Origin of the sequence: Rhodovulum steppense (genome assembly GCF_004339675.1) — a bacterium.
Classification (GTDB): Bacteria; Pseudomonadota; Alphaproteobacteria; order Rhodobacterales; family Rhodobacteraceae; genus Rhodovulum; species Rhodovulum steppense.
Map to the genome: position 1 here is coordinate 59,734 of NZ_SLVM01000004.1, position 18,948 is coordinate 78,681.

The window sequence follows — 18,948 nt, forward strand, 5'->3', positions numbered from 1 at the left end:
GCCGCGCGCATCGGGCGATGGATTTCCGTCACAACTCGACTTATGAGTGGGAAAACAGCCCCGGGCGCCGCCCTTCCGGCGGCCCTGCCCGGGCGCCACGCACAGCGCAAGAGGCAGGCCATGGCAGTGGGTGTGTTCGATTCCGGTCTTGGGGGGTTGACGGTGCTGGATGCCGTCGCGCGGCGGCTGCCCGACGTGCCCTTCGTCTATTTCGGCGACAATGCCCATGCGCCCTACGGGGTGCGCGATGCCGAGGACGTTTACCGGCTGACCACGGCGGGCGTGAGCCGGCTGTTCGAGGCGGGATGCGATCTGGTGATCCTGGCCTGCAACACGGCCTCGGCCGCCGCACTCCGGCGGATGCAGGAAAGCTGGGTGCCGAAGGACAAGCGCGTGCTGGGTGTGTTTGTCCCGCTGATCGAGGCGCTGACCGAACGGCAATGGGGCGACAATTCCCCCCCGCGCGAGGTGGCGATCAAGCATGTGGCGCTGTTTGCCACGCCCGCGACGGTCGCGAGCCGCGCGTTCCAGCGGGAACTGGCCTTTCGTGCCATCGGTGTCGATGTCGAGGCCCAGCCCTGCGGCGGTGTGGTCGATGCGATCGAGCAGGGCGACGAGATGCTGGCCGAGGCGCTGGTGCGCAGCCATGTCGAGGCGCTGAAACGGCGGATGCCGCATCCCGAGGCCGCGATCCTGGGCTGCACGCATTATCCGCTGATGGAGCGCGCCTTTCAGGATGCGCTGGGCCCCGAGGTGCGGGTCTATTCGCAGGCGAATCTGGTGGCCGAAAGCCTGGCCGATTACCTGGACCGCCATCCCGGCATGCTGGGGCCGGGCAGCGAATCCATGTTCCTGACCACGGGCGATCCGGCGGCGGTGTCGAACAAGGCCACGCAATTCCTGCGCCGCCGCATCGAATTCCGTGCCGCGTGATTGCGGGCGTGGCCCGTCGCGTCTAGAACCCCATCCGTCACCAGCGGGGAGCGCAAGATGACCCATTCCGTCGCCATCCTGGGCGCCTCGGGCTATACCGGGGCCGAGCTTGTCCGGCTGATCGCCACCCATCCCGGCATGCGGATCGTGGCGCTGTCGGGCGAGCGCAAGGCGGGCCAGCCCATGGCTGCGGTGTTTCCGCATCTGCGCCATCTGGACCTGCCCGACCTGGTGCGGATCGAGGAGATCGACTTCGCCGCGGTCGATCTGTGCTTTTGCGCGCTGCCCCATGCCACCAGTCAGGAGGTGATCCGGGCGCTGCCGCGCAGCCTGAAGATCGTGGACCTGTCGGCGGATTTCCGGCTGCGCGATCCGGCGGCGTACGAGAAATGGTATGGCAAGCCCCATGCCGCGCCCGAATTGCAGGCCGAGGCGGTCTATGGGCTGACCGAGTTCTATCGCGACGAGATCCGCGCCGCCCGTCTGGTCGCGGGCACGGGATGCAACGCGGCGGCCGGGCAATATGCGCTGGTCCCGCTGATCCGGGCGGGCGTGATCGACCTTGACGATATCGCGATCGACCTGAAGGCGGGGGTTTCGGGGGCGGGCAGGGCGCTGAAGGAGAACCTGCTGCATGCCGAACTGTCCGAGGGGTTCCATGCCTATGCGGTCGGCGGCACCCATCGCCATCTGGGCGAGTTCGACCAGGAGTTCAGCAAGGCGGCCGGGCGCAGGGTCGAGGTGCAGTTCACGCCGCACCTGATTCCCGCGAACCGGGGCATTCTTGCGACCTGCTGGCTGAAAGGTGATCCGCAGGCCATCCATTCTGCCTTGGCAATGGCCTATGAAGATGAGACGTTCCTACAGGTTTTGCCATTCGGCGAGCATCCCTCGACCCGCCATGTGCGGGGGGCGAACTTCGTTCATCTGGGCGTGGTGGGGGACAGGCGGCCGGGCCGGGCGGTGGTGTTCGCCGCGCTCGACAACCTGACCAAGGGCTCGTCGGGGCAGGCGCTGCAGAACGCCAACCTGATGCTGGGGATCGCGGAGGAAACGGGGCTAATGCTGGCGCCCTGCTTCCCCTGACGGAGAGGGACGATGCGCGGACTGAAGAAGCAAAGACGGATACAGATCATCCTGGTGGCCTTTGTGGCGCTGGGTATTTCCACGGCGCTGATCGGCTATGCCATGCGGGACGGGATCAACTTCTTCCGCTCGCCCAGCCAGATCGTGGCCGAGCCGCCCGCGCCGACCGAGGTGTTCCGCATCGGCGGGCTGGTCGAGGAAGGCAGCCTGCAGCGCGGGCAGGGGGAGACGATCCGCTTTTCCGTGACCGATGGCGGGGCGGCGGTCCCTGTCACCTATACCGGCGTGCTGCCCGACCTGTTCGCCGAGAATCAGGGCATGGTGGGGACCGGTCGGCTGATCGACGGTGTGTTCGTGGCGCATGAGATCCTGGCCAAGCATGACGAAAGCTACATGCCGCGCGAGGTCGTGGACGCGCTGAAGGAACAGGGCGTCTACCGCCATGCCGAGGGCGACGCGCCCGGCGGCACCTGAACCCTCGCCCCGAGGCGTTGCACCAGCGCACGGTGGTCTCGGGCCGCATTAACCCCGCCTGACGCAATATGCCCCCCGCTTCGATTGACGAACGGGGGGTCTTCATGCGCACCGTCAAGCAGCTTGCCGAGGAAATCGTCGCCCGGGAGGGCGGCTTTGTGAATGACCCCGACGATCCCGGGGGGGCCACGAATTACGGGGTGACGCTGGGCACGCTCAGGACGCTGGGGATCGACAAGACCGGCGACGGCAGGGTGACCGAGGCGGATGTTCGCGCGCTGACCCGCGAGGATGCGGTCACGATCTTCATCGAGCATTATTTCCGCCGTCCGCGCATCCACACGCTGCCCGGGCTGCTGCATGCGTCCGTCTTCGACATGTATGTGAACGCGGGCGGAAACGCGGTGAAGATCCTGCAACGGCTGTTCAACGACATGGGCCAGCGGATCGCCGTCGATGGCGTGATCGGGCCGCAGACCGCGCGCGCCGCCGAAACCGCCGCCGCCGCAGCCCCCGAGCATATCGTGGACGCCTATGGCATCGCCCGGCGCAATTACTACTACGCCATCGCCGATAATCGGCCCGCCAGCCGCAAGTTCGCCCGGCGCCGCGATGGCGGCAAGGGCGGCTGGATCGTCCGTGCAGAGGAATTCATCTCGGTCCGCTATCACCTGAGCGAGGCCGAACACCGGGAAAGGACGTCGAAATGGGGCTGAAATTCGGGCTGGCCAACATGCTGTTCGGGGTCGGGCGCAACGTCATCACCGAGACGGCCGAGGTCTTTCGCGTGAATGCCGAGGCCGCCGACCAGCGCGCGGCGGATCTGCAGCGTGCCGCGCTGGAGCAGTTCGGCCATGAATTCGCCCATCCCCAGCGCTGCCTGTTCGACCGGCTGGTGGATGGCATGAACCGGTTGCCGCGCCCGTTCCTGGCGCTGGGGACGGTGTTCCTGCTGGTCTCGGCGATGGTCGATCCGATCTGGTTCTCGTCGCGGATGCAGGGGATCGCGCTGGTGCCCGAGCCGCTGTGGTGGCTTCTGGGAGCGATCATCAGCTTTTATTTCGGCTCGCGCTACCAGGCCAAGGGGCAGGAGTTCCAGCGCTCGATCGCCGAGACCATGGCGCGTAGCCCCACGGTTCTGGAGAACCTGCGCGCTCTGGACCAGCTTGGAAAATCCGCAACCGCAGCGCCGCGGCAGCCCGCTGCGCCCGCCACCGCTGCGGCACCGGTCGATCCGGGTCCGGCACCGGTGTCGAACCCGGGGCCTGTGGCGGGGTCGAACCCTGCGCTCGACGCCTGGAGGTCGACGCAATGAGTTTCGCGCTCGCCACCGATCTTTGCGTGCTGGGGGCGCTTGGCGCCATGGCCGCCTTCTGGAAGCACGACCGGACCGAGCCCCCGAGCAGCGCGTTGGTGCTTGCGCTGGTTGGGGTCGGCCTGGTGGTGGCGCTGTTCTAGGGCGGCGGCGGGCGGATGGGCAGGCACCGTCCGCCACGGGGTCGCGGGACGGTCCGGCGGTTGCCGCTCTCGCCCGGCCCGATCGCGTCCAGGCGTGTCCGGCGGGGGCGACGGGCTACCCGTCAGCCCCGCCTGCGCCGCCGGGGACGGTCGGGGGCGTCGGTCTCGCCCGAACCGTCCGAGGCCGAGGAAAAGCCGCCCATCCGCGCGGTGATCTCATCCAGCGTGGGACGCGGGCCGGGCGGACGGGTTTCCAGCGCGGCGCGCATGGCCCGCAGGTGGTCGGGCGTGGTGCCGCAGCAGCCGCCGATGATCCGTGCCCCGCAATCGCGCGCGAGCACCGCGTAATCGGCCATCAGTTCGGGCGTGCCGTCGTAATGGATATGCCCGTCATGGTATTTCGGGATGCCCGCATTGCCCTTGGCGACGATCGGCCGTTCCGATCCGGCCGCGGCAAAGCCCAGCACCGTGCGCAGCAGATCCGACGCGCCGACGCCGCAATTCGCACCGAAGGCAACGGGTTTCCAGGCGAGCCGCTCCACCAGTTCGACCAGATCGGCTGCGGTCAGGCCCATCATGGTGCGGCCCGCGGTGTCGAAGCTCATCGTGCCGCACCAGGGCATCTCTGCCAGCCTTGCGGCCTCGGCGGCGGCCTTGTACTCGTCGGCCGCGCTGATCGTCTCGACCCAGAGGATATCGGCGCCGCCCGCCTTGAGCGCCTCGGCCTGCTCGTGGAAGATCTCGACCGCCGAGGCGAAGGACAGCGGCCCCATCGGTTCCATGATCTCGCCGGTCGGCCCCATCGACCCCGCGACGGCGACCGTCCGGCCCGCGGCATCCGCCACCTCGCGGCCCAGTTCGGCGGCAATGCGGTTCAACTCGCCCACCCGTCCCTGCGCGTCATGCAGTTTCAGCCGTGCGGCGTTGCCACCGAAGGAATTGGTCAGGAAGATGTCCGATCCCGCCTGAACCGCGCCGCGATAGAGCGCGCGAATCGCATCGGGCCGGTCGGCGTTCCAGAGCTCTGGCGCCTCGCCCGAGGAAAGTCCCATGTTGAACAGGTTGGTTCCCGTGGCGCCGTCCGCCATCAGCCAGTCGCGCGAAGCCAGCAGCCGGGAAAGCGGGTCGGTCATGGGTCACGTCCTTCTGGAAACGGTGAGACGGCCCGCCGGAAGGGGCCGCCTGTCGCGATCGAAGGGACGGGCGCCCACCTGCGGCGTCGGCCGTCCGCCGAGGCTCCGGCGCCTCAGCTTTCCGTCATGATCTGCTCTTTCGCGACCGCCATCAGTTCGGCCATCTTGGCGCGGATCGTGGCCTCGTCCGCCCTTGTCCCAAGGTCACCGGCCAGCTTGCGATAGACGTCCTCGTCGCCGGGTTCCTCGAAATCGGCCTTGACCACCTCTCGCGCGTAGTCGAGCGCGGCATCGTTCGACATCCCCATCAACTCCGCCGCCCAGAGGCCCAGAAGCTTGTTGCGCCGGGCCTCGGCCCTGAACTGAAGTTCGGAGTCATGGGCGAACTTGTTCTCGAAGGCATTCTCGCGATCTTCGAAGGTGGTCATTGGGGTCTGGCCCTCCTGGGATTCCGCTTTCGAAAGCCATTTAAGGGAAGAACGATCCTGTGCCTAGGGGCAGCCTGCCTTTCGGGCGCGGTTCTTCGCCCTGACCGGGCCAGATCGCGTGGCCCGATCACCGGGCCGGCCGCACGGTCTCGCAATGCAGCGCTGCCAGCCCGCGGCGCAATCCGGCATTGAGCGCGCGTTCGGTGAATCCGGGCATCAGCCTTGCGAGGCCCGAGGCCACGGAGGCCTCGACGGTGGCAAGGGTCATGCCGCCGTGCGGCACCAGTGTCAGCAGATACCCGGCCTGCACCGCGCCCGCCTGTGCAATCCAGCCGATGCTGGTGTAGTGTTCCAGCCGGGCAATCCGGGCGCGCAGCATCAGCCCATGCGCGTTGGTACAGATCAATGCGGTGCCATCCGCAAGCGGACCATCGGTACTGACGCGGCGAAAGGCAGTATTCCAGTTCGGCCAGCGTTCGAAATCGGTGAGCGTGTGCCACACCCGTTCCGGGCTGGCCGGGATGCTCTCGCGCGCGATGGTGCGCACAGGGGCGGCGTGGTCTATCACGGACCGGTCCATCGGTTTCCTTCCGGCCTGCAGAAGACCTTGAAAAGGCACGCCTCGGTAGTTATTGGGCGATCATCATTCTACCCTTGCGTGTTTTTGGCTCCTGTGGCGGCAGAGGTCAATGCATACGAAAGTCTTGCCCGGATGTTGCTGGAATGTGTCGTTGCCCTGTTGCGGCGCCGGACGGTGCGCAAGGCCTGCCCAGCGCCGCCTTGCGGCATGCCTGCGCTTGCCCTAAAAGCGCAGCACAAGTGCGCGGGGCGGCCGTCTCCCGCGCCGTCCGGATTCGGAGTATCCATGGCAAGGCGCAAGAAGATCTACGAGGGCAAGGCGAAGATCCTGTACGAGGGCCCGGAACCCGGGACGCTGGTGCAGTATTTCAAGGACGATGCCACCGCCTTCAACGCCGAGAAGCATGACGTGATCGAGGGCAAGGGGGTTCTGAACAATCGCCTGTCCGAATTCTTCATGTCCGGGCTGAACGCGATCGGCGTGCCGACCCATTTCATCAAGCGGCTCAACATGCGCGAGCAGCTTGTCCGTCAGGTCGAGATCATCCCTCTGGAAGTTGTGGTGCGCAACACCGCGGCCGGGTCGATGTCCAAGCGGCTGGGCATAGACGAGGGCACGCCGCTGCCCCGTCCGATCGTCGAGTTCTACTTCAAGGACGATGCGCTGGGCGATCCGCTGGTGACCGAGGAACATATCATCGCCTTCGGCTGGGCCAGCCAGCAGGATCTGGACGACATGGTGGCGCTGGCGCTGCGGGTGAACGATTTCCTGTCGGGCGTGATGATGGCGGTCGGGATCAAGCTGGTGGATTTCAAGATCGAGATCGGCCGGATTTGGGATGGCGATTTCATGCGCCTTGTCGTCGCCGACGAGATCAGCCCTGACAGTTGTCGGCTGTGGGACATCAAGACCGGCCAGCATCTGGACAAGGACGTGTTCCGCCGCGACCTGGGCAGTCTGACCGACGCCTATACCGAGGTTGCCAAGCGGCTTGGGGTGTTGCCCACCAATGTCACCCATGCGACGAAGCCTACCCTCATAAATTGAAAGGGAAAGCGTGTCCGGCTTGTGTCATCACAAACCCGCCCCGGACATGATCCCACACGCGACGGCGCCCGCGGCAAGAACAGGCGCAGATGATCCGAACCGACGGACCCGCGGCGGCTGTGCCGCCCGGGGCCCGGTCCAGCCAGGGAAGGACGACAGATGAAGGCCCGCGTTCATGTGATGCTCAAGGACGGCGTTCTCGACCCGCAGGGGCAGGCCGTGGCCCATGCGCTGGGCGCGCTGGGCTTCGAGGGGGTGGGCGAGGTGCGCCAGGGCAAGGTGATCGACCTGGACCTTGCCGGGACCGACCGCGCCGCGGCCGAGGCGCAGGTGCGCGAGATGTGCGAGAAGCTGCTCGCGAACACGGTGATCGAACGCTACGACATCGAGATCGGCTGAGGCCGAGGGAGACCGCCATGAAAGCTGCCGTTCTCGTCTTCCCGGGATCGAACTGCGACCGCGACCTGGCGGTGGCCTTCCGCAACGCGGGCGCCGAGGTCAGCATGGTCTGGCACAAGGACGACGCGCTGCCTGAGGGCGTCGATGTCGTCGGCATCCCCGGCGGGTTCTCCTTCGGGGATTACCTGCGCTGCGGGGCGATCGCCGCGCGTTCGCCGATCACGCGGGCGGTGATCGAGCACACGCATCGGGGCGGCTATGCGCTGGGCATCTGCAACGGTTTTCAGGTTCTGACCGAGACCGGCATCCTGCCCGGCGCGCTGATGCGCAATGCCGGGTTGAAATTCGTCTGCAAACCCGTTGACCTGACAGTGGAAACCGTCGATAGCGCCTTTACCGCAGGCTATGCCAAGGGGCAGGGGATCACCATTCCCATCGCCCATCACGACGGAAATTACGTCGCCGATGCCGATCTGGTGGCGCGGTTGCGGGACGAAGACCGGATCACGTTCACCTATCGTGACAATCCGAACGGATCGGTCGCCGACATCGCCGGGATCCTGTCGGAAAATCGTAGGGTTCTCGGGTTGATGCCGCATCCTGAACGCGCCGCCGAGCCTGCCCATGGCGGCACGGACGGGGCGGCGCTTTTCCGCTCGCTTGTCGGCGCGCTGGCGCTGGCCTGAGCGGGGCGCGCTTGAGCGCGCCCGCGCCAGGGCGTAACCTGTTGCCATGCTGGGCACCTTTCGCCAGTCGAGGATCGTCCGCCCGCGAGGGACGGGCGAATGGGGCAAGCGCTTCGCGCTGCTGCTGCTGGTGGCGGTTGCCGTGGCGACGGTCTGGGTCACCAATACCTGGCTGACCGAGCGGTTTACCGAGAACACCCGCAACCGCGCGCAGGTCCGGCTGGCGCTGTATTCGGGCAGCGTGGTCAGCGAGCTGCAGCGCGCCTCGGTCGTGCCGTTGTTGCTGTCGCGCGATCCGCTGCTGATCCAGGCGCTCGACAGCGGCGATTTCTCGCAAAGCTCGCAGCGGCTGATTTCCTATGTGGACGAGATCGGCGCGGCCTCGCTGATGCTTCTGGACAATTCCGGACGGGTGGTGGCGGCGACGGATCGCGCACAGATCGGCACCAATCTGCGCAGTGCGCCTTTCTTCGTCGAGGCGCAACGCTCGAACGAGACCGTCTTCATCACCTCGCGCACCGAGCCGGGGGGCTTTGCCTTCACCTATTCGCGCGCGATCACCGCAGACCGCCGCAGGGCGGGCGTGATCGTGGTGGGCGTCGATCTGGCCAAGTTCGAGAAGAGCTGGGCGGGCATTGCGGACGCGATCATCGTCACCGACAGCGAGGGACAGATCATCCTGTCGACCGAGCCGCGCTGGCGCGGGCGCACGGTGGATGAGGCGTTGGCGGTGCGCTCGCCGCCCTCGGCGATTCGGCGCGCGTTGCAGGCGACGGCCGATTGGGGCGCGCTGCCGCCCGATGCCTATCTGATGGGCGAGGCGGTGATGCGCAACGAGGCACGCATCCCGTTCCGCGGCTGGCGGATCCTGTCCTTCACGACCTATGTCTCGGTGCGCGAGCGGGTGAACGCGGTGCTTGCTCTGGAGATCATGGGCTTCGCCATCCTGCTGGCGGGCACCTTCTACCTGTTGTCGCGCCGGGCACAGTCGCGCTCGCGGGTGTTCCAGCGCGAGACCGCGGAACTGCGCGCGCTGAACGCGCGCCTTCAGCGCGAGATCGCCGAACGCGAGCGCGCCGAGAAGAACCTGGAGGTTGTCGAGCAGACGTTGGCGCAAAGCTCCAAGCTTGCCGCGCTGGGCGAGATGTCCGCCTCGGTCAGCCACGAACTGAACCAGCCGCTGGCCGCGATGAAGACCTATCTGGCGGGCGCGCGACTCCTGCTGCAGCGCAAGCGTCCCGAGGAGGCGTTGTCCTCGTTCCAGCGCATCGACGATCTGATCGATCGGATGGGCGCGATCACGCGCCAGCTCAAGAGCTATGCGCGCAAGGGCGGCGACGCGTTCGAGCCGCTGGATGTGCGGTCCTGCGTGTCGGGTGCGCTGTCGATGATGGAGCCGCAGCTCAAGCGCCGCAAGGTCACGATCACCCGGACCATGCCGCGCCAGCCTGTGACGGTGATGGCCGACCGGGTGCGGCTGGAGCAGGTGATCATCAACCTGCTGCGCAACGCGCTGGACGCCACGCGCGAGACGGCGGAACCGCAGATCGACGTGATCCTTTCGGCGGGAGAGACGGCGATGCTGACGGTGCGCGACAACGGCCACGGGATCGAGGATCCGGACCGGCTCTTCGAACCGTTTTACACCACCAAGCAGCCCGGCGACGGCGTCGGGCTGGGCCTAGCGATCTCGTCGGGGATCGTGAACGACCTCGGCGGGCGGCTTACGGCACGCAACGGGCACGAGGGCGGGGCTGTATTCGAGGTCCAGCTTCCCATATTGAGCCAGGACATGGAAGCTGCGGAGTAGCGAGGAACGATGCCCCAGGCCATGAAGATCGCCATTGTCGACGATGAACAGGACATGCGCCAGTCGATCAGCCAGTGGCTGGCGCTGAGCGGGTTCGAGACCGCCACCTTTGCGCGCGCCGAGGATGCGCTGAAGGAGATCGGCCCAGATTTCCCGGGTGTCGTCGTGACCGACATCAAGATGCCGGGCATGGACGGGATATCGTTCCTGAAAAAGCTGATGAGCCTCGATTCCACGCTGCCCGTTATCATGATCACAGGCCATGGCGATGTGCCGATGGCGGTCGAGGCGATGCGGATCGGCGCTTATGACTTCATGGAGAAGCCGTTCAATCCCGACCGGATGACGGAACTGGCCAAGCGGGCGAGCCAGTCGCGCAGGTTGACGCTGGACAACCGGGCGCTGCGCCGCGAACTGGGCGACGGCTCGGTGCTGGTCAAGAAGCTGATGGGCTCGTCCCCCGTGATGGAGCGGCTGCGCGAGGATATCCTGGATCTGGGCCAGGCCGACGGTCATGTGCTGATCGACGGCGAGACCGGCACCGGCAAGACGCTGGTGGCGCATGCGCTGCATGCGGTCGGGCCGCGGGCGGGCAAGAGATTCGTGCAGATCGCCTGCGCTGCCTGCGACCCCGACGCGCTGTCGGCCCGGCTGTTCGGTCCGGTCGAGGAGGGCGGTGCGCTGCCCGCGGTCGAGGACGCGCGTGGCGGCACGCTCTGTCTGGAGGATGTCGAGGCGTTGTCGCCGTCCTTGCAGGCGCGTCTTCTGACCTTCATCAACGATCAGGGCAACCCGGCGGAGACGCGCATCATCGCGGTTTCGAACCTTCAGGAACAGGACAAGACCGTCGAGGATGTCCTTCGCCCGGATCTCTATTACCGCCTTGCGGCGATGAAGATCACCCTGCCGCCCCTGCGGGCCCGGGGCGAGGATGTCCTGACGCTGTTCACCCGGCTTTCCGAGCAGTTCGCCGAGGAATATGGCTGCGACGCGCCCGAGGTCAGTGCCCAGGAGGCGGCGCAACTGATGCAGGCGCCCTGGCCCGGCAATATCCGCCAGCTCATCAACATCGCCGAACGCGCGGTGCTGCAAAGCCGCCGCGGATCGGGGACGATCGCCAGCCTCCTGATGGCCGACAACGAGGCGACGCGGCCGGTGATGACGACCGAAGGCAAGCCGCTTAAGGAGTATGTCGAGGCGTTCGAGCGCATGTTGATCGACAACACCATGCGCCGCCACAAGGGTTCGATCGCGGGCGTGATGGAAGAGCTTTGCCTGCCCCGGCGCACGCTGAACGAGAAGATGGCCAAGTACGGACTCAGCCGGTCCGACTATCTCTGAGGCGGATTGCGGCGGAAAAAGGCATTGTGTTTGGCGGTCAAGTGCCGCTAATGTCGCCGGGCGTCGGCCCGTCCGGAGGGACGTGCCCGAGCGAGGAATGAGTTTCGCTGTTTTTCGCGCGTCCCGCGGCGATATGTCCTGGACCAGCACGAAACAGGCCGATCGGGTTCGGCAAGAACCCACCGCATCCCCGGGCCCGCGAGGGGCGCCGGGTTTAACCAACGGGTGCCGCGATCCCATGCGGCATCGGAGACGAACCGCGATGGAGTGCGCCGAACAGTCAGGGCACGGGACGGGCAGGCCAGATGCCGCCCGCCGACCCGGTGTGCGCGCCCACGCCCCAACAAGACACCCACCGCACCGTCTGGCCCCCCCGGGGGCAGGCGGCCCGCCGTGGTGCAAAGAATTGATATGGCAAAGAAAATGCTCATCGACGCCACCCACGCGGAAGAAACCCGCGTGGTGGTGGTGGACGGAACCAGGGTTGACGATTTCGACTTCGAAAGCGTCAACAAGCGGCAACTCGCCGGCAATATCTACCTAGCGAAAGTCACCCGGGTCGAGCCCTCGCTTCAGGCGGCTTTCGTGGATTACGGCGGCAACCGCCACGGTTTCCTGGCTTTCTCGGAGATCCATCCGGATTATTACCAGATCCCGGTGGCCGACCGCGAGGCGCTGCTGGCCGAGGAACGCGCGCTCGCCGAGGCGATGGACGAGGACGAGGGCGGCGACAAGCCCCGTCCCAAGCGGCGCAGCCGGTCGCGCCGTTCGCAGAAGGACGAGGCGGTGGAGGTCGAGTCCGCCTCCGAGGCCGATGCGGAGGTGCAACCGGAAGGCGATTCGCCGGAGCCCGAGGCAGAGACCGGGGACGACACTAAGCCGTCCGCCACGATGGCGGCTTCGGCCCGCAGTGACGATCCGGTCGAAACCCGCGAACCCGCCAGCATTCCCGGTATGGATGTCGTCGATCTGGGCGAGGAAGACGTGGCCGCCCCGCCGGTCGAGGATGCCGCCGATCCGGCCAAGCCCCGCCGTCCGAGTCGGCGTCGGCGCAAGCCCGCGCGCAAATCGGGCGAGGCCGCGGCAGATACCGACGCCTCACCGTCCGAGACGGCGGGCGAGGAGGGCGAGGATAACAGCACCGACCTTGTAGAGCGCGATGACCAGATCGAGTCGATCGCCGAGGAGGATGTGGCCGAGGAGATCCGCCGACCCAAGCCACGACTGCGGCGCTACAAGATCCAGGAGGTCATCAAGGTCCGGCAGATCATGCTGGTCCAGGTGGTCAAGGAAGAGCGCGGCAACAAGGGCGCGGCGCTCACGACCTATCTGAGCCTTGCGGGCCGCTACTGCGTGCTGATGCCCAACACCGCCCGCGGTGGCGGCATCTCGCGCAAGATCACCAATGCCGCGGATCGCAAGAAGCTGAAGGAAATCGCGGCCGAACTTGAGGTGCCCGAGGGCGCCGGCCTCATCATCCGCACGGCGGGGTCGCAGCGGACCAAGTCCGAGATCCGGCGCGACTACGAATACCTGCAACGGCTGTGGGAACAGATCCGCGAGCTGACGCTGAAATCCATCGCGCCCGCGCCGATCTACGAGGAAGGCGACCTGATCAAGCGCTCGATCCGCGATCTTTACTCGCGCGAGATCGACGAGGTGCTGGTCGAGGGCGAGCGCGGCTACCGCGTGGCCAAGGACTTCATGAAGATGATCATGCCGTCCCACGCCAAGAACGTGCGCCATTACACCGAGCAGATGCCGCTTTTCGCGCGCTTCCAGGTGGAAAGCTACCTGTCCTCGATGTTCAACCCGACGGTCCAGTTGAAATCGGGCGGCTATATCGTGATCGGGGTGACCGAGGCGCTGGTGGCGATCGACGTGAACTCGGGGCGGGCGACGAAAGAGGGCTCGATCGAGGAAACCGCGCTCAAGACCAACCTGGAGGCCGCCGAGGAAGTGGCGCGGCAGTTGCGCTTGCGCGACCTTGCCGGGCTGATCGTCATCGACTTCATCGACATGGAAGAGCGCAAAAACAACGCCGCCGTCGAGAAGCGCCTGAAGGACAAGCTGAAGAGCGACCGCGCCCGCATCCAGATCGGCCGGATCTCGGGCTTCGGCCTTCTGGAGATGAGCCGCCAGCGGCTGCGCCCCGGCATGATCGAGGCGACGACCCAGCCCTGTCCGCATTGCCACGGCACCGGGCTGATCCGGTCCGACGACAACCTTGCGCTGGCGATCCTGCGCCAGCTTGAGGAGGAAGGCGTGCGCGCCCGCTCGCGCGAGGTGCTGCTGAAGGCGCCGATCGGCATCGTCAACTACCTGATGAACCAGAAGCGCGAGCATATCGCCCAGATCGAGGCGCGCTATGGCCTGTCGGTGCGGGTCGAGGCCGATCCGTTCCTGATCTCGCCCGATTTCTCGATCGAGCGGTTCAAGACGGCCACAAGGGCGGTGCCCGAGGTCAGCGCGCCGGTCATCTCGGTCGATACCTCCGACATGCCCGATCTGGCCGAGGAGGTCGAGACAGCCGAAGCCGAGGCCGCGCCCGCGGCCGTGACGGTTGCCGGGGAAGAGGACAAGCCCAAGAAGCGCCGCCGCCGCCGTCGGCGCAAGAAGCCCGGGCAGACCGACGAGGAGGCGCGGCTGGAAGAGGCGGCGGCCGACGAGGCTGAGGCTGTGCCGCTGGCGGATGCGGCTGAGGACGCGGGTGAGACCGAGACAGCGCCCAAGAAAGGCCGCAGCCGACGTTCGCGCGGGTCCCGGGCAAGCAAACCAGAGCCCGCAGCCGAGCCCATGGCGGAGGATGCCGAGGCCGAGGCGATGCCCGAGCCGGAGTCGGCGCAGGCCGCGTCCGACGTTCAGGCCGGGGCCGCGGCGATGCCGGAGCCAGAGGCGGCAGAGGCTGCATCCGACATTCGGCCCGAGACCGAAGCCGAGGCCCTGCCCGAGGTCGAGGCAGAGGTGCAGCCCGCACCGGCGCCCGAACTGGTCGAGCAAGGGGACGATTCCGCCAAGGCGGAGCCTGCGTCGCGCAAGCGCGGCTGGTGGTCGCTGGGCCGGTAAGGACAACAGAAATGGCTCGGTCCCCCCTTGGGGGCCGGGCTTTCTAGCCTCTCCGGATCAGGTAAAGCTGCGCGCCATCGCGTTCTTCCATGGCGATGAATTCATGTCCCGCCTCGCGGCAGAAATGCGGGATGTCGATCATCGCGATGGGATCGTCGGCCCAAAGTCGCAACACCCCGCCGGGGGCTATCTGCGCAAGCGCCTTGCGCGCCTTCAGCACGGGCAGAGGGCAACGCAACCCCAGCGCGTCTATCTCAAGTGCTACCACCATCTTCGCGTGCGTAAGACGCTTGCGGCGTCCTGTCCACGGCTTTGTGAGGCCGGGTGGCGTGACCAATGATCCGGTTTGGGGTAAGCCCGAACCGGACAAGGAGGCGGGATGTTCGGAATCGAGCTTATCGACGCTGGGCTTCTGCCCGCGATCCTGGTGGCGCTGGCCGCTGGCGTTCTGAGCTTTGTCAGCCCCTGCGTGCTGCCCATCGTGCCGCCATATCTCGCCTATATGGGCGGGATCAGCATGGGCGAACTGACCGGCCGGACCGGGACACGGCGCAGTGCGCTGGCGCCCGCGCTGTTCTTCGTTATGGGGCTGTCCACGGTCTTTCTGCTGCTGGGTTTCACCGCCTCGGCCTTTGGCGCGTTCTTCCTGCAGAACCAGGACTGGTTCGCGCGCGCGGCGGGCGTGATGGTCATCGTGTTCGGCTTGCATTTCCTGGGCGTTTTCCGAATCCCCATCCTCGACCGCGAGGCGCGGCTGGATGCGGGCGACCGGGGCGGTTCTGCCCTGGGGGCCTATCTTCTGGGGCTCGCCTTCGCCTTTGGCTGGACGCCCTGCATCGGCCCGCAACTGGGCGCGATCCTGTCGCTTGCCGCCTCCGAGGCGGATGTGGCCCGGGGCACGCTGTTGCTGGGGGTTTATGCGGCGGGGCTGGGCGTGCCCTTCATCCTGGCCGCGCTGTTCATCGAACGATCCATGGGCCTGATGAACCGGCTCAAGCGCCATATGAAGCTGATCGAAAGGTCGATGGGAGCGCTGCTGCTGGTGGTCGGTCTGGCCTTGGTGACAGGGGCGTTCAGCGCGTTCAGCTACTGGCTGCTTGAAACCTTCCCGGGGCTTGCATCTCTGGGTTGATCCGGCTGCGCTCGCCCGGAACGGCAAGGCCAGACGGGAGGCGTGATGGCGGCCATTCGGGCGTGGTGACGCCCGGTTGCGACCCGGCGTCGATCCGACCTGCGCGCCGTGTCGGTCCCCCCCTGACCCGGGCGCGCCGCCATCGCATGACCGGCGGGGGCGGCGCGGTGGTCGGCGCCTTCAGTCCGGCGGCGTAACCATGATCTTGATCTGGGACTTGTCGTTCAGCAGCTTCTCGAACCCTTTTTCGACCACGTCATCCAGCGCGATCCGGTCGGTCACCAGATCCTCGGCCCGGAAATAGCCCCGCTGCATCAGGGCCATGACCGCCGGGTAGACATGGCGATAGGCGATGATCCCGCGCATCGTGCGTTCCTTGATGACCAGCGTGTTGGGCTGGAAGGACGCGTTGCTTTCCCAGATGCTGACGATCACGACCTCGCCGCCGGGATGGGTCGCGTCGATGCATTGCGACAGCACCGACGGAACGCCCGTCACCTCGAAGGCGAAATCGACCCCGCCCGACGAGGCCGCGTGGATCGCCTCGACCACGTCGCCATCGGCCGGGGTGTGCACCGTCGCGCCCAGATCCTGCGCCTTGGCGCGCCGCACGTCCGAGGTTTCGACGGCATGGATGCTGGCCGCCCCGGCGGCCTTGAGCGCCTCGATCACCATCAGCCCGATCGGCCCCGTGCCGAAGACCGCGGCGCTGTCGCCCGCCTTCAGCCCGCTCTGGCGCACCGCATGCAGCGCGACGGCGGCCGGTTCCACCAGCGCGCCCTGTTCCCAGGACAGATCGTCCGGCATCAGGTGCAGCATGTGCTCGCCGACCACCGTGAATTGCGAAAACCCGCCACCGCCGCCCGACAGCCCGTGAAAGCCCAGAAGCGGGCTCAGGTTGTAGCGCTCCATCAGATAGGCGCCGTCGCGGTTGGGCGACAGGATCGGCTCGATCGCCACCCGGTCGCCCGGCTTGACGCGGGTCACCTTGCTGCCCACCTCGACCACCTCTCCGGCGAATTCGTGGCCCATGACGATGGGCGCCTGCTGGCCGCTGATCGGATGCGGGGCATCGACGGGGATGAAGATGGGCCCGGCGGCATATTCGTGCAGGTCGCTGCCGCAGATGCCGCAGGCGGCCACCTTGACGCGCACCGCATGCGGATCGGTCAGCGCGGGGATGGGCACGTCCTCGACGCGCAGATCGCGGGCCTTGTACCAGACGGCGGCGCGCATGGTCTTGTCGGTCATCTCTGTCTCCTTTCCGATGGGTCGGCCCGGGTCGCAGGGACCCGGGCGCGCCTCGTGTCAGCCGAGGTGATGCACCGTCTGAAGCCCGTAGACCTCGACCGGCAGCCCCTCCATCCGGGCCTTGAGTTGCAGCGCAAGGAACTGCGAGTAATGGCGCGACTGGTGCAGGTTGCCGCCATGGAACCACAGCCCTTCCTGTTGGGTCGGCTTCCACATGTTGCGCTGCTCGCCTTCCCACGGGCCGGGATCCTTGGGCGTGTCGGACCCAAGGCCCCAGCATTTGCCCACCTTGTCGGCCACGTCCTGCCCGATCAGGTCCGCCGCCCAGCCGTTCATCGAGCCGTAGCCCGTGGCATAGACGATCAGATCGGCCTCAAGCTTCGTGCCGTCCTCCAGGATCAGCCCGTCCTCGACCACCTCGCGCACCTGGCCATGGGCCAGCTTGATCTGACCGTCGATGATAAGCTGGCTCGCCCCGATGTCGATGTAATAGCCCGAGCCGCGGCGCAGGTATTTCATGAACAGCCCCGAGCCATCGGCGCCCCAGTCCAGCTGGAACCCGGCCTTTTCCAGCCCGTCGTAGAAGGCCTTGTCGCGTTCCTTCATCTGCTCGTAGAGCGGGATCTGGAATTCGTGCAGGATCGCATAGGGGATCGAGGCAAAGATCAGGTCGGCCTTTTCCGTGGTCATGCCGTTCTGCACGGCTTCCTCGGAATAAAGCCCGCCCAGCCCGATCTCCATCAGCGTGTCCGAGCGCACGATATGGGTCGAGGACCGCTGCACCATCGTCACATCGGCATCATGCTCCCACAGCGCCGCGGCGATGTCATGGGCCGAGTTGTTCGAGCCGACGATCACGCATTTCTTGCCGCGATAGGCATCGGGGCCGGGATGCTTGCTGGAATGGTGCTGGTCGCCGCGGAACTTCTCCATCCCCGGAAAGGCGGGCATGTTCGGCTTGCCCGACATGCCGGTGGCCAGCACCAGCTGCTTCGGCTTCAGCGTGACTTCCTGCCCGTCGCGGTCCACGACGACGGTCCATTCCTTGGCGGCCTCGTCATACCTGGCGGATTTGCAGGTGGTGCGCGTCCAGTAGTTCAGCTCCATCACCTTGGTATACATTTCCAGCCAGTCGCCGATCTTGTCCTTGGGGCTGAAGACGGGCCAGTTCTCGGGGAACTTGATGTAGGGCAGGTGGTCGTACCAGACCGGGTCATGCAGGCAGAGCGACTTGTAGCGGTTGCGCCAGCTGTCGCCGGGGCGGTCGTTCTTCTCGACGATGATGGTGGGCACGCCCAGCTGGCGCAGCCGCGCGCCAAGCGCGATGCCGCCCTGCCCGCCGCCCACGATCAGCACATAGGGCTGTTTCGTATAGCCAAGGTCGCGTTCCTCGGCCTCGCGCTCCTCCTTCCAGGTGGTGCGGTGCTTGCCCGCGCCATGCCTGGCCCCCAGCGGCCGGGCAAAGCCCCTGGGTTCCTCATGGCCCTTGAGTTCGACCATGCTGGTCAGCAGCGTCCAGATCCGGCCGTCCTTCAGCCGCATCAGGCCATAGCCGCGCGCAAGATCGGTCTCGAAGGTGATCCAGGCGGTGGTGATGCCGTCCGCTTCGGTCGGGATCTCGTGCTCGGCCAGGTCCCAGCCGCGCGGCCTGGTCGTCGCAAGCTGGTGGCGCAGCATGTCGGCGACCTGTTCCTTGCCCTCTACGGTCTTGATGTTCCATGTGAATGTCACAAGATCGCGCCAGTAGCATTCATCGGCGAACATCCCCACCGCGCGGTCGATATCGCCCTGTTCCAGCGCCTCGCCAAAGGCCGACAGGACCGCGCGCGTGGAATCCGTCGTGGTTGAATCAAGCATGTGTTTCCTCCCGTTTCGTCGTTCTCCCGCCCGGAAGGCTGCCGCAGGACGGGGCACGCTGGCCAGAGAAATCGCGCCGGGCTGACGCAGTTGTGCGCTTAATGTCGATGTGCAACGCGCGGTCCGGCGAATCCGTCGCGTCACGGTCGGGCGGTTCATGCCCATGGGCACCTTGCGGGCAGGTCTGGTCTCGGGGCGGGGCAAGGCCTGATTCGTTTCTGCATCGCGGCGAGGTGTCAGGTTCCAGCGGCCATGCCAGCATTGCCG

19 protein-coding genes are annotated in these 18,948 nt (G+C 66.7%); 13 read left to right on the plus strand and 6 right to left on the minus strand.

Features of this window, described 5'->3' with window-relative positions:
- Positions 1 to 120 precede the first annotated feature (120 nt).
- The 6 genes from EV216_RS03655 (at position 121) to EV216_RS18140 (ending at position 3,951) form a co-directional block, all read left to right on the plus strand.
- Positions 121 to 933, plus strand: a complete 813-nt coding sequence (locus tag EV216_RS03655; protein WP_132693713.1) for a glutamate racemase — start codon at positions 121 to 123, stop codon at positions 931 to 933.
- Positions 934 to 990: 57 nt separating this feature from the next.
- Entirely contained in the window at positions 991 to 2,019 is a 1,029-nt protein-coding gene (gene argC, locus EV216_RS03660) for an N-acetyl-gamma-glutamyl-phosphate reductase (RefSeq protein WP_132693714.1), read from the plus strand.
- A gap of 12 nt (positions 2,020 to 2,031) precedes the next feature.
- A complete protein-coding gene (gene ccmE / locus EV216_RS03665) occupies positions 2,032 to 2,493 on the plus strand; it encodes a cytochrome c maturation protein CcmE (RefSeq protein WP_132693715.1) in 462 nt (153 codons plus the stop codon).
- A 104-nt stretch (positions 2,494 to 2,597) separates the two neighbouring features.
- Positions 2,598 to 3,209, plus strand: a complete 612-nt coding sequence (locus EV216_RS03670) for a holin-associated N-acetylmuramidase (RefSeq protein WP_132693716.1) — start codon at positions 2,598 to 2,600, stop codon at positions 3,207 to 3,209.
- Positions 3,200 to 3,808, plus strand: coding sequence for a holin family protein (locus tag EV216_RS03675; protein ID WP_132693717.1), 609 nt, complete (start codon positions 3,200 to 3,202; stop codon positions 3,806 to 3,808). Before EV216_RS03670 ends, EV216_RS03675 begins: the two co-directional genes overlap by 10 nt.
- Positions 3,805 to 3,951: a hypothetical protein gene (locus EV216_RS18140; RefSeq protein ID WP_165899133.1), complete on the plus strand. Its 147-nt coding sequence runs from the start codon at positions 3,805 to 3,807 to the stop codon at positions 3,949 to 3,951. The genes EV216_RS03675 and EV216_RS18140 overlap by 4 nt, the downstream gene beginning before the upstream one ends.
- Before the next feature lie 122 nt (positions 3,952 to 4,073).
- Here the strand turns inward: EV216_RS18140 and bmt are convergent, their stop codons facing one another.
- The 3 genes from bmt to EV216_RS03690 form a co-directional block, all read right to left on the minus strand.
- On the minus strand, positions 4,074 to 5,084 hold the full coding sequence (gene bmt, locus EV216_RS03680) for a betaine--homocysteine S-methyltransferase (protein ID WP_132693718.1): 1,011 nt from the start codon (positions 5,082 to 5,084) through the stop codon (positions 4,074 to 4,076).
- Between the two features lie 113 nt (positions 5,085 to 5,197).
- Positions 5,198 to 5,512 (minus strand): DUF1476 domain-containing protein, encoded by a 315-nt coding sequence (locus tag EV216_RS03685; protein ID WP_132693719.1) that lies wholly within the window; start codon positions 5,510 to 5,512, stop codon positions 5,198 to 5,200.
- A 127-nt stretch (positions 5,513 to 5,639) separates the two neighbouring features.
- Complete coding sequence (locus EV216_RS03690) at positions 5,640 to 6,080, minus strand: SRPBCC family protein (protein WP_165899134.1); 441 nt, start codon at positions 6,078 to 6,080, stop codon at positions 5,640 to 5,642.
- Between the two features lie 297 nt (positions 6,081 to 6,377).
- Between EV216_RS03690 and purC the strand changes: the two genes are divergently transcribed.
- From purC to EV216_RS03720, 6 genes are all read left to right on the plus strand, one after another.
- Positions 6,378 to 7,139: a phosphoribosylaminoimidazolesuccinocarboxamide synthase gene (purC, locus tag EV216_RS03695; RefSeq protein ID WP_132693721.1), complete on the plus strand. Its 762-nt coding sequence runs from the start codon at positions 6,378 to 6,380 to the stop codon at positions 7,137 to 7,139.
- A 159-nt stretch (positions 7,140 to 7,298) separates the two neighbouring features.
- On the plus strand, positions 7,299 to 7,538 hold the full coding sequence (purS, locus tag EV216_RS03700; RefSeq protein WP_132693722.1) for a phosphoribosylformylglycinamidine synthase subunit PurS: 240 nt from the start codon (positions 7,299 to 7,301) through the stop codon (positions 7,536 to 7,538).
- Positions 7,539 to 7,555: 17 nt separating this feature from the next.
- A complete protein-coding gene (gene purQ / locus EV216_RS03705; RefSeq protein WP_132693723.1) occupies positions 7,556 to 8,224 on the plus strand; it encodes a phosphoribosylformylglycinamidine synthase subunit PurQ in 669 nt (222 codons plus the stop codon).
- A 46-nt stretch (positions 8,225 to 8,270) separates the two neighbouring features.
- Positions 8,271 to 10,034 (plus strand): sensor histidine kinase, encoded by a 1,764-nt coding sequence (locus EV216_RS03710; RefSeq protein ID WP_132693724.1) that lies wholly within the window; start codon positions 8,271 to 8,273, stop codon positions 10,032 to 10,034.
- Between the two features lie 9 nt (positions 10,035 to 10,043).
- Positions 10,044 to 11,375, plus strand: coding sequence for a sigma-54-dependent transcriptional regulator (locus EV216_RS03715; protein WP_132693725.1), 1,332 nt, complete (start codon positions 10,044 to 10,046; stop codon positions 11,373 to 11,375).
- A gap of 411 nt (positions 11,376 to 11,786) precedes the next feature.
- Positions 11,787 to 14,441 (plus strand): ribonuclease E/G, encoded by a 2,655-nt coding sequence (locus tag EV216_RS03720; RefSeq protein ID WP_132693726.1) that lies wholly within the window; start codon positions 11,787 to 11,789, stop codon positions 14,439 to 14,441.
- 43 nt (positions 14,442 to 14,484) lie between these two features.
- Here the strand turns inward: EV216_RS03720 and EV216_RS03725 are convergent, their stop codons facing one another.
- Positions 14,485 to 14,712, minus strand: a complete 228-nt coding sequence (locus EV216_RS03725; RefSeq protein ID WP_132693727.1) for a sulfurtransferase TusA family protein — start codon at positions 14,710 to 14,712, stop codon at positions 14,485 to 14,487.
- 108 nt (positions 14,713 to 14,820) lie between these two features.
- On the opposite strand from EV216_RS03725, the gene EV216_RS03730 reads away from it, so the two are divergent.
- Positions 14,821 to 15,573 (plus strand): cytochrome c biogenesis CcdA family protein, encoded by a 753-nt coding sequence (locus EV216_RS03730; protein ID WP_132693728.1) that lies wholly within the window; start codon positions 14,821 to 14,823, stop codon positions 15,571 to 15,573.
- Positions 15,574 to 15,753: 180 nt separating this feature from the next.
- Here the strand turns inward: EV216_RS03730 and EV216_RS03735 are convergent, their stop codons facing one another.
- Together EV216_RS03735 and EV216_RS03740 are read right to left on the minus strand one after the other, a co-directional pair.
- Positions 15,754 to 16,824 carry a 2,3-butanediol dehydrogenase gene (locus EV216_RS03735; protein WP_279388184.1) on the minus strand — a complete coding sequence of 357 codons (1,071 nt, stop codon included), beginning with the start codon at positions 16,822 to 16,824 and terminating at the stop codon, positions 15,754 to 15,756.
- 57 nt (positions 16,825 to 16,881) lie between these two features.
- Positions 16,882 to 18,681, minus strand: a complete 1,800-nt coding sequence (locus EV216_RS03740; RefSeq protein WP_132693729.1) for an NAD(P)/FAD-dependent oxidoreductase — start codon at positions 18,679 to 18,681, stop codon at positions 16,882 to 16,884.
- Positions 18,682 to 18,948 lie beyond the last annotated feature (267 nt).

What these genes read in the sequence shown, in the direction of transcription:
- EV216_RS03655 (WP_132693713.1), top strand. Translation starts at nt 121, where the DNA reads ATGGCAGTGGGTGTGTTCGATTCCGGTCTTGGGGGGTTGACGGTGCTG.
- argC (WP_132693714.1), top strand. Translation starts at nt 991, where the DNA reads ATGACCCATTCCGTCGCCATCCTGGGCGCCTCGGGCTATACCGGGGCC.
- ccmE (WP_132693715.1), top strand. Translation starts at nt 2,032, where the DNA reads ATGCGCGGACTGAAGAAGCAAAGACGGATACAGATCATCCTGGTGGCC.
- EV216_RS03670 (WP_132693716.1), top strand. Translation starts at nt 2,598, where the DNA reads ATGCGCACCGTCAAGCAGCTTGCCGAGGAAATCGTCGCCCGGGAGGGC.
- EV216_RS03675 (WP_132693717.1), top strand. Translation starts at nt 3,200, where the DNA reads ATGGGGCTGAAATTCGGGCTGGCCAACATGCTGTTCGGGGTCGGGCGC.
- EV216_RS18140 (WP_165899133.1), top strand. Translation starts at nt 3,805, where the DNA reads ATGAGTTTCGCGCTCGCCACCGATCTTTGCGTGCTGGGGGCGCTTGGC.
- bmt (WP_132693718.1), bottom strand. Translation starts at nt 5,084, where the DNA reads ATGACCGACCCGCTTTCCCGGCTGCTGGCTTCGCGCGACTGGCTGATG.
- EV216_RS03685 (WP_132693719.1), bottom strand. Translation starts at nt 5,512, where the DNA reads ATGACCACCTTCGAAGATCGCGAGAATGCCTTCGAGAACAAGTTCGCC.
- purC (WP_132693721.1), top strand. Translation starts at nt 6,378, where the DNA reads ATGGCAAGGCGCAAGAAGATCTACGAGGGCAAGGCGAAGATCCTGTAC.
- purS (WP_132693722.1), top strand. Translation starts at nt 7,299, where the DNA reads ATGAAGGCCCGCGTTCATGTGATGCTCAAGGACGGCGTTCTCGACCCG.
- purQ (WP_132693723.1), top strand. Translation starts at nt 7,556, where the DNA reads ATGAAAGCTGCCGTTCTCGTCTTCCCGGGATCGAACTGCGACCGCGAC.
- EV216_RS03710 (WP_132693724.1), top strand. Translation starts at nt 8,271, where the DNA reads ATGCTGGGCACCTTTCGCCAGTCGAGGATCGTCCGCCCGCGAGGGACG.
- EV216_RS03715 (WP_132693725.1), top strand. Translation starts at nt 10,044, where the DNA reads ATGCCCCAGGCCATGAAGATCGCCATTGTCGACGATGAACAGGACATG.
- EV216_RS03720 (WP_132693726.1), top strand. Translation starts at nt 11,787, where the DNA reads ATGGCAAAGAAAATGCTCATCGACGCCACCCACGCGGAAGAAACCCGC.
- EV216_RS03725 (WP_132693727.1), bottom strand. Translation starts at nt 14,712, where the DNA reads ATGGTGGTAGCACTTGAGATAGACGCGCTGGGGTTGCGTTGCCCTCTG.
- EV216_RS03730 (WP_132693728.1), top strand. Translation starts at nt 14,821, where the DNA reads ATGTTCGGAATCGAGCTTATCGACGCTGGGCTTCTGCCCGCGATCCTG.
- EV216_RS03735 (WP_279388184.1), bottom strand. Translation starts at nt 16,824, where the DNA reads ATGACCGACAAGACCATGCGCGCCGCCGTCTGGTACAAGGCCCGCGAT.
- EV216_RS03740 (WP_132693729.1), bottom strand. Translation starts at nt 18,681, where the DNA reads ATGCTTGATTCAACCACGACGGATTCCACGCGCGCGGTCCTGTCGGCC.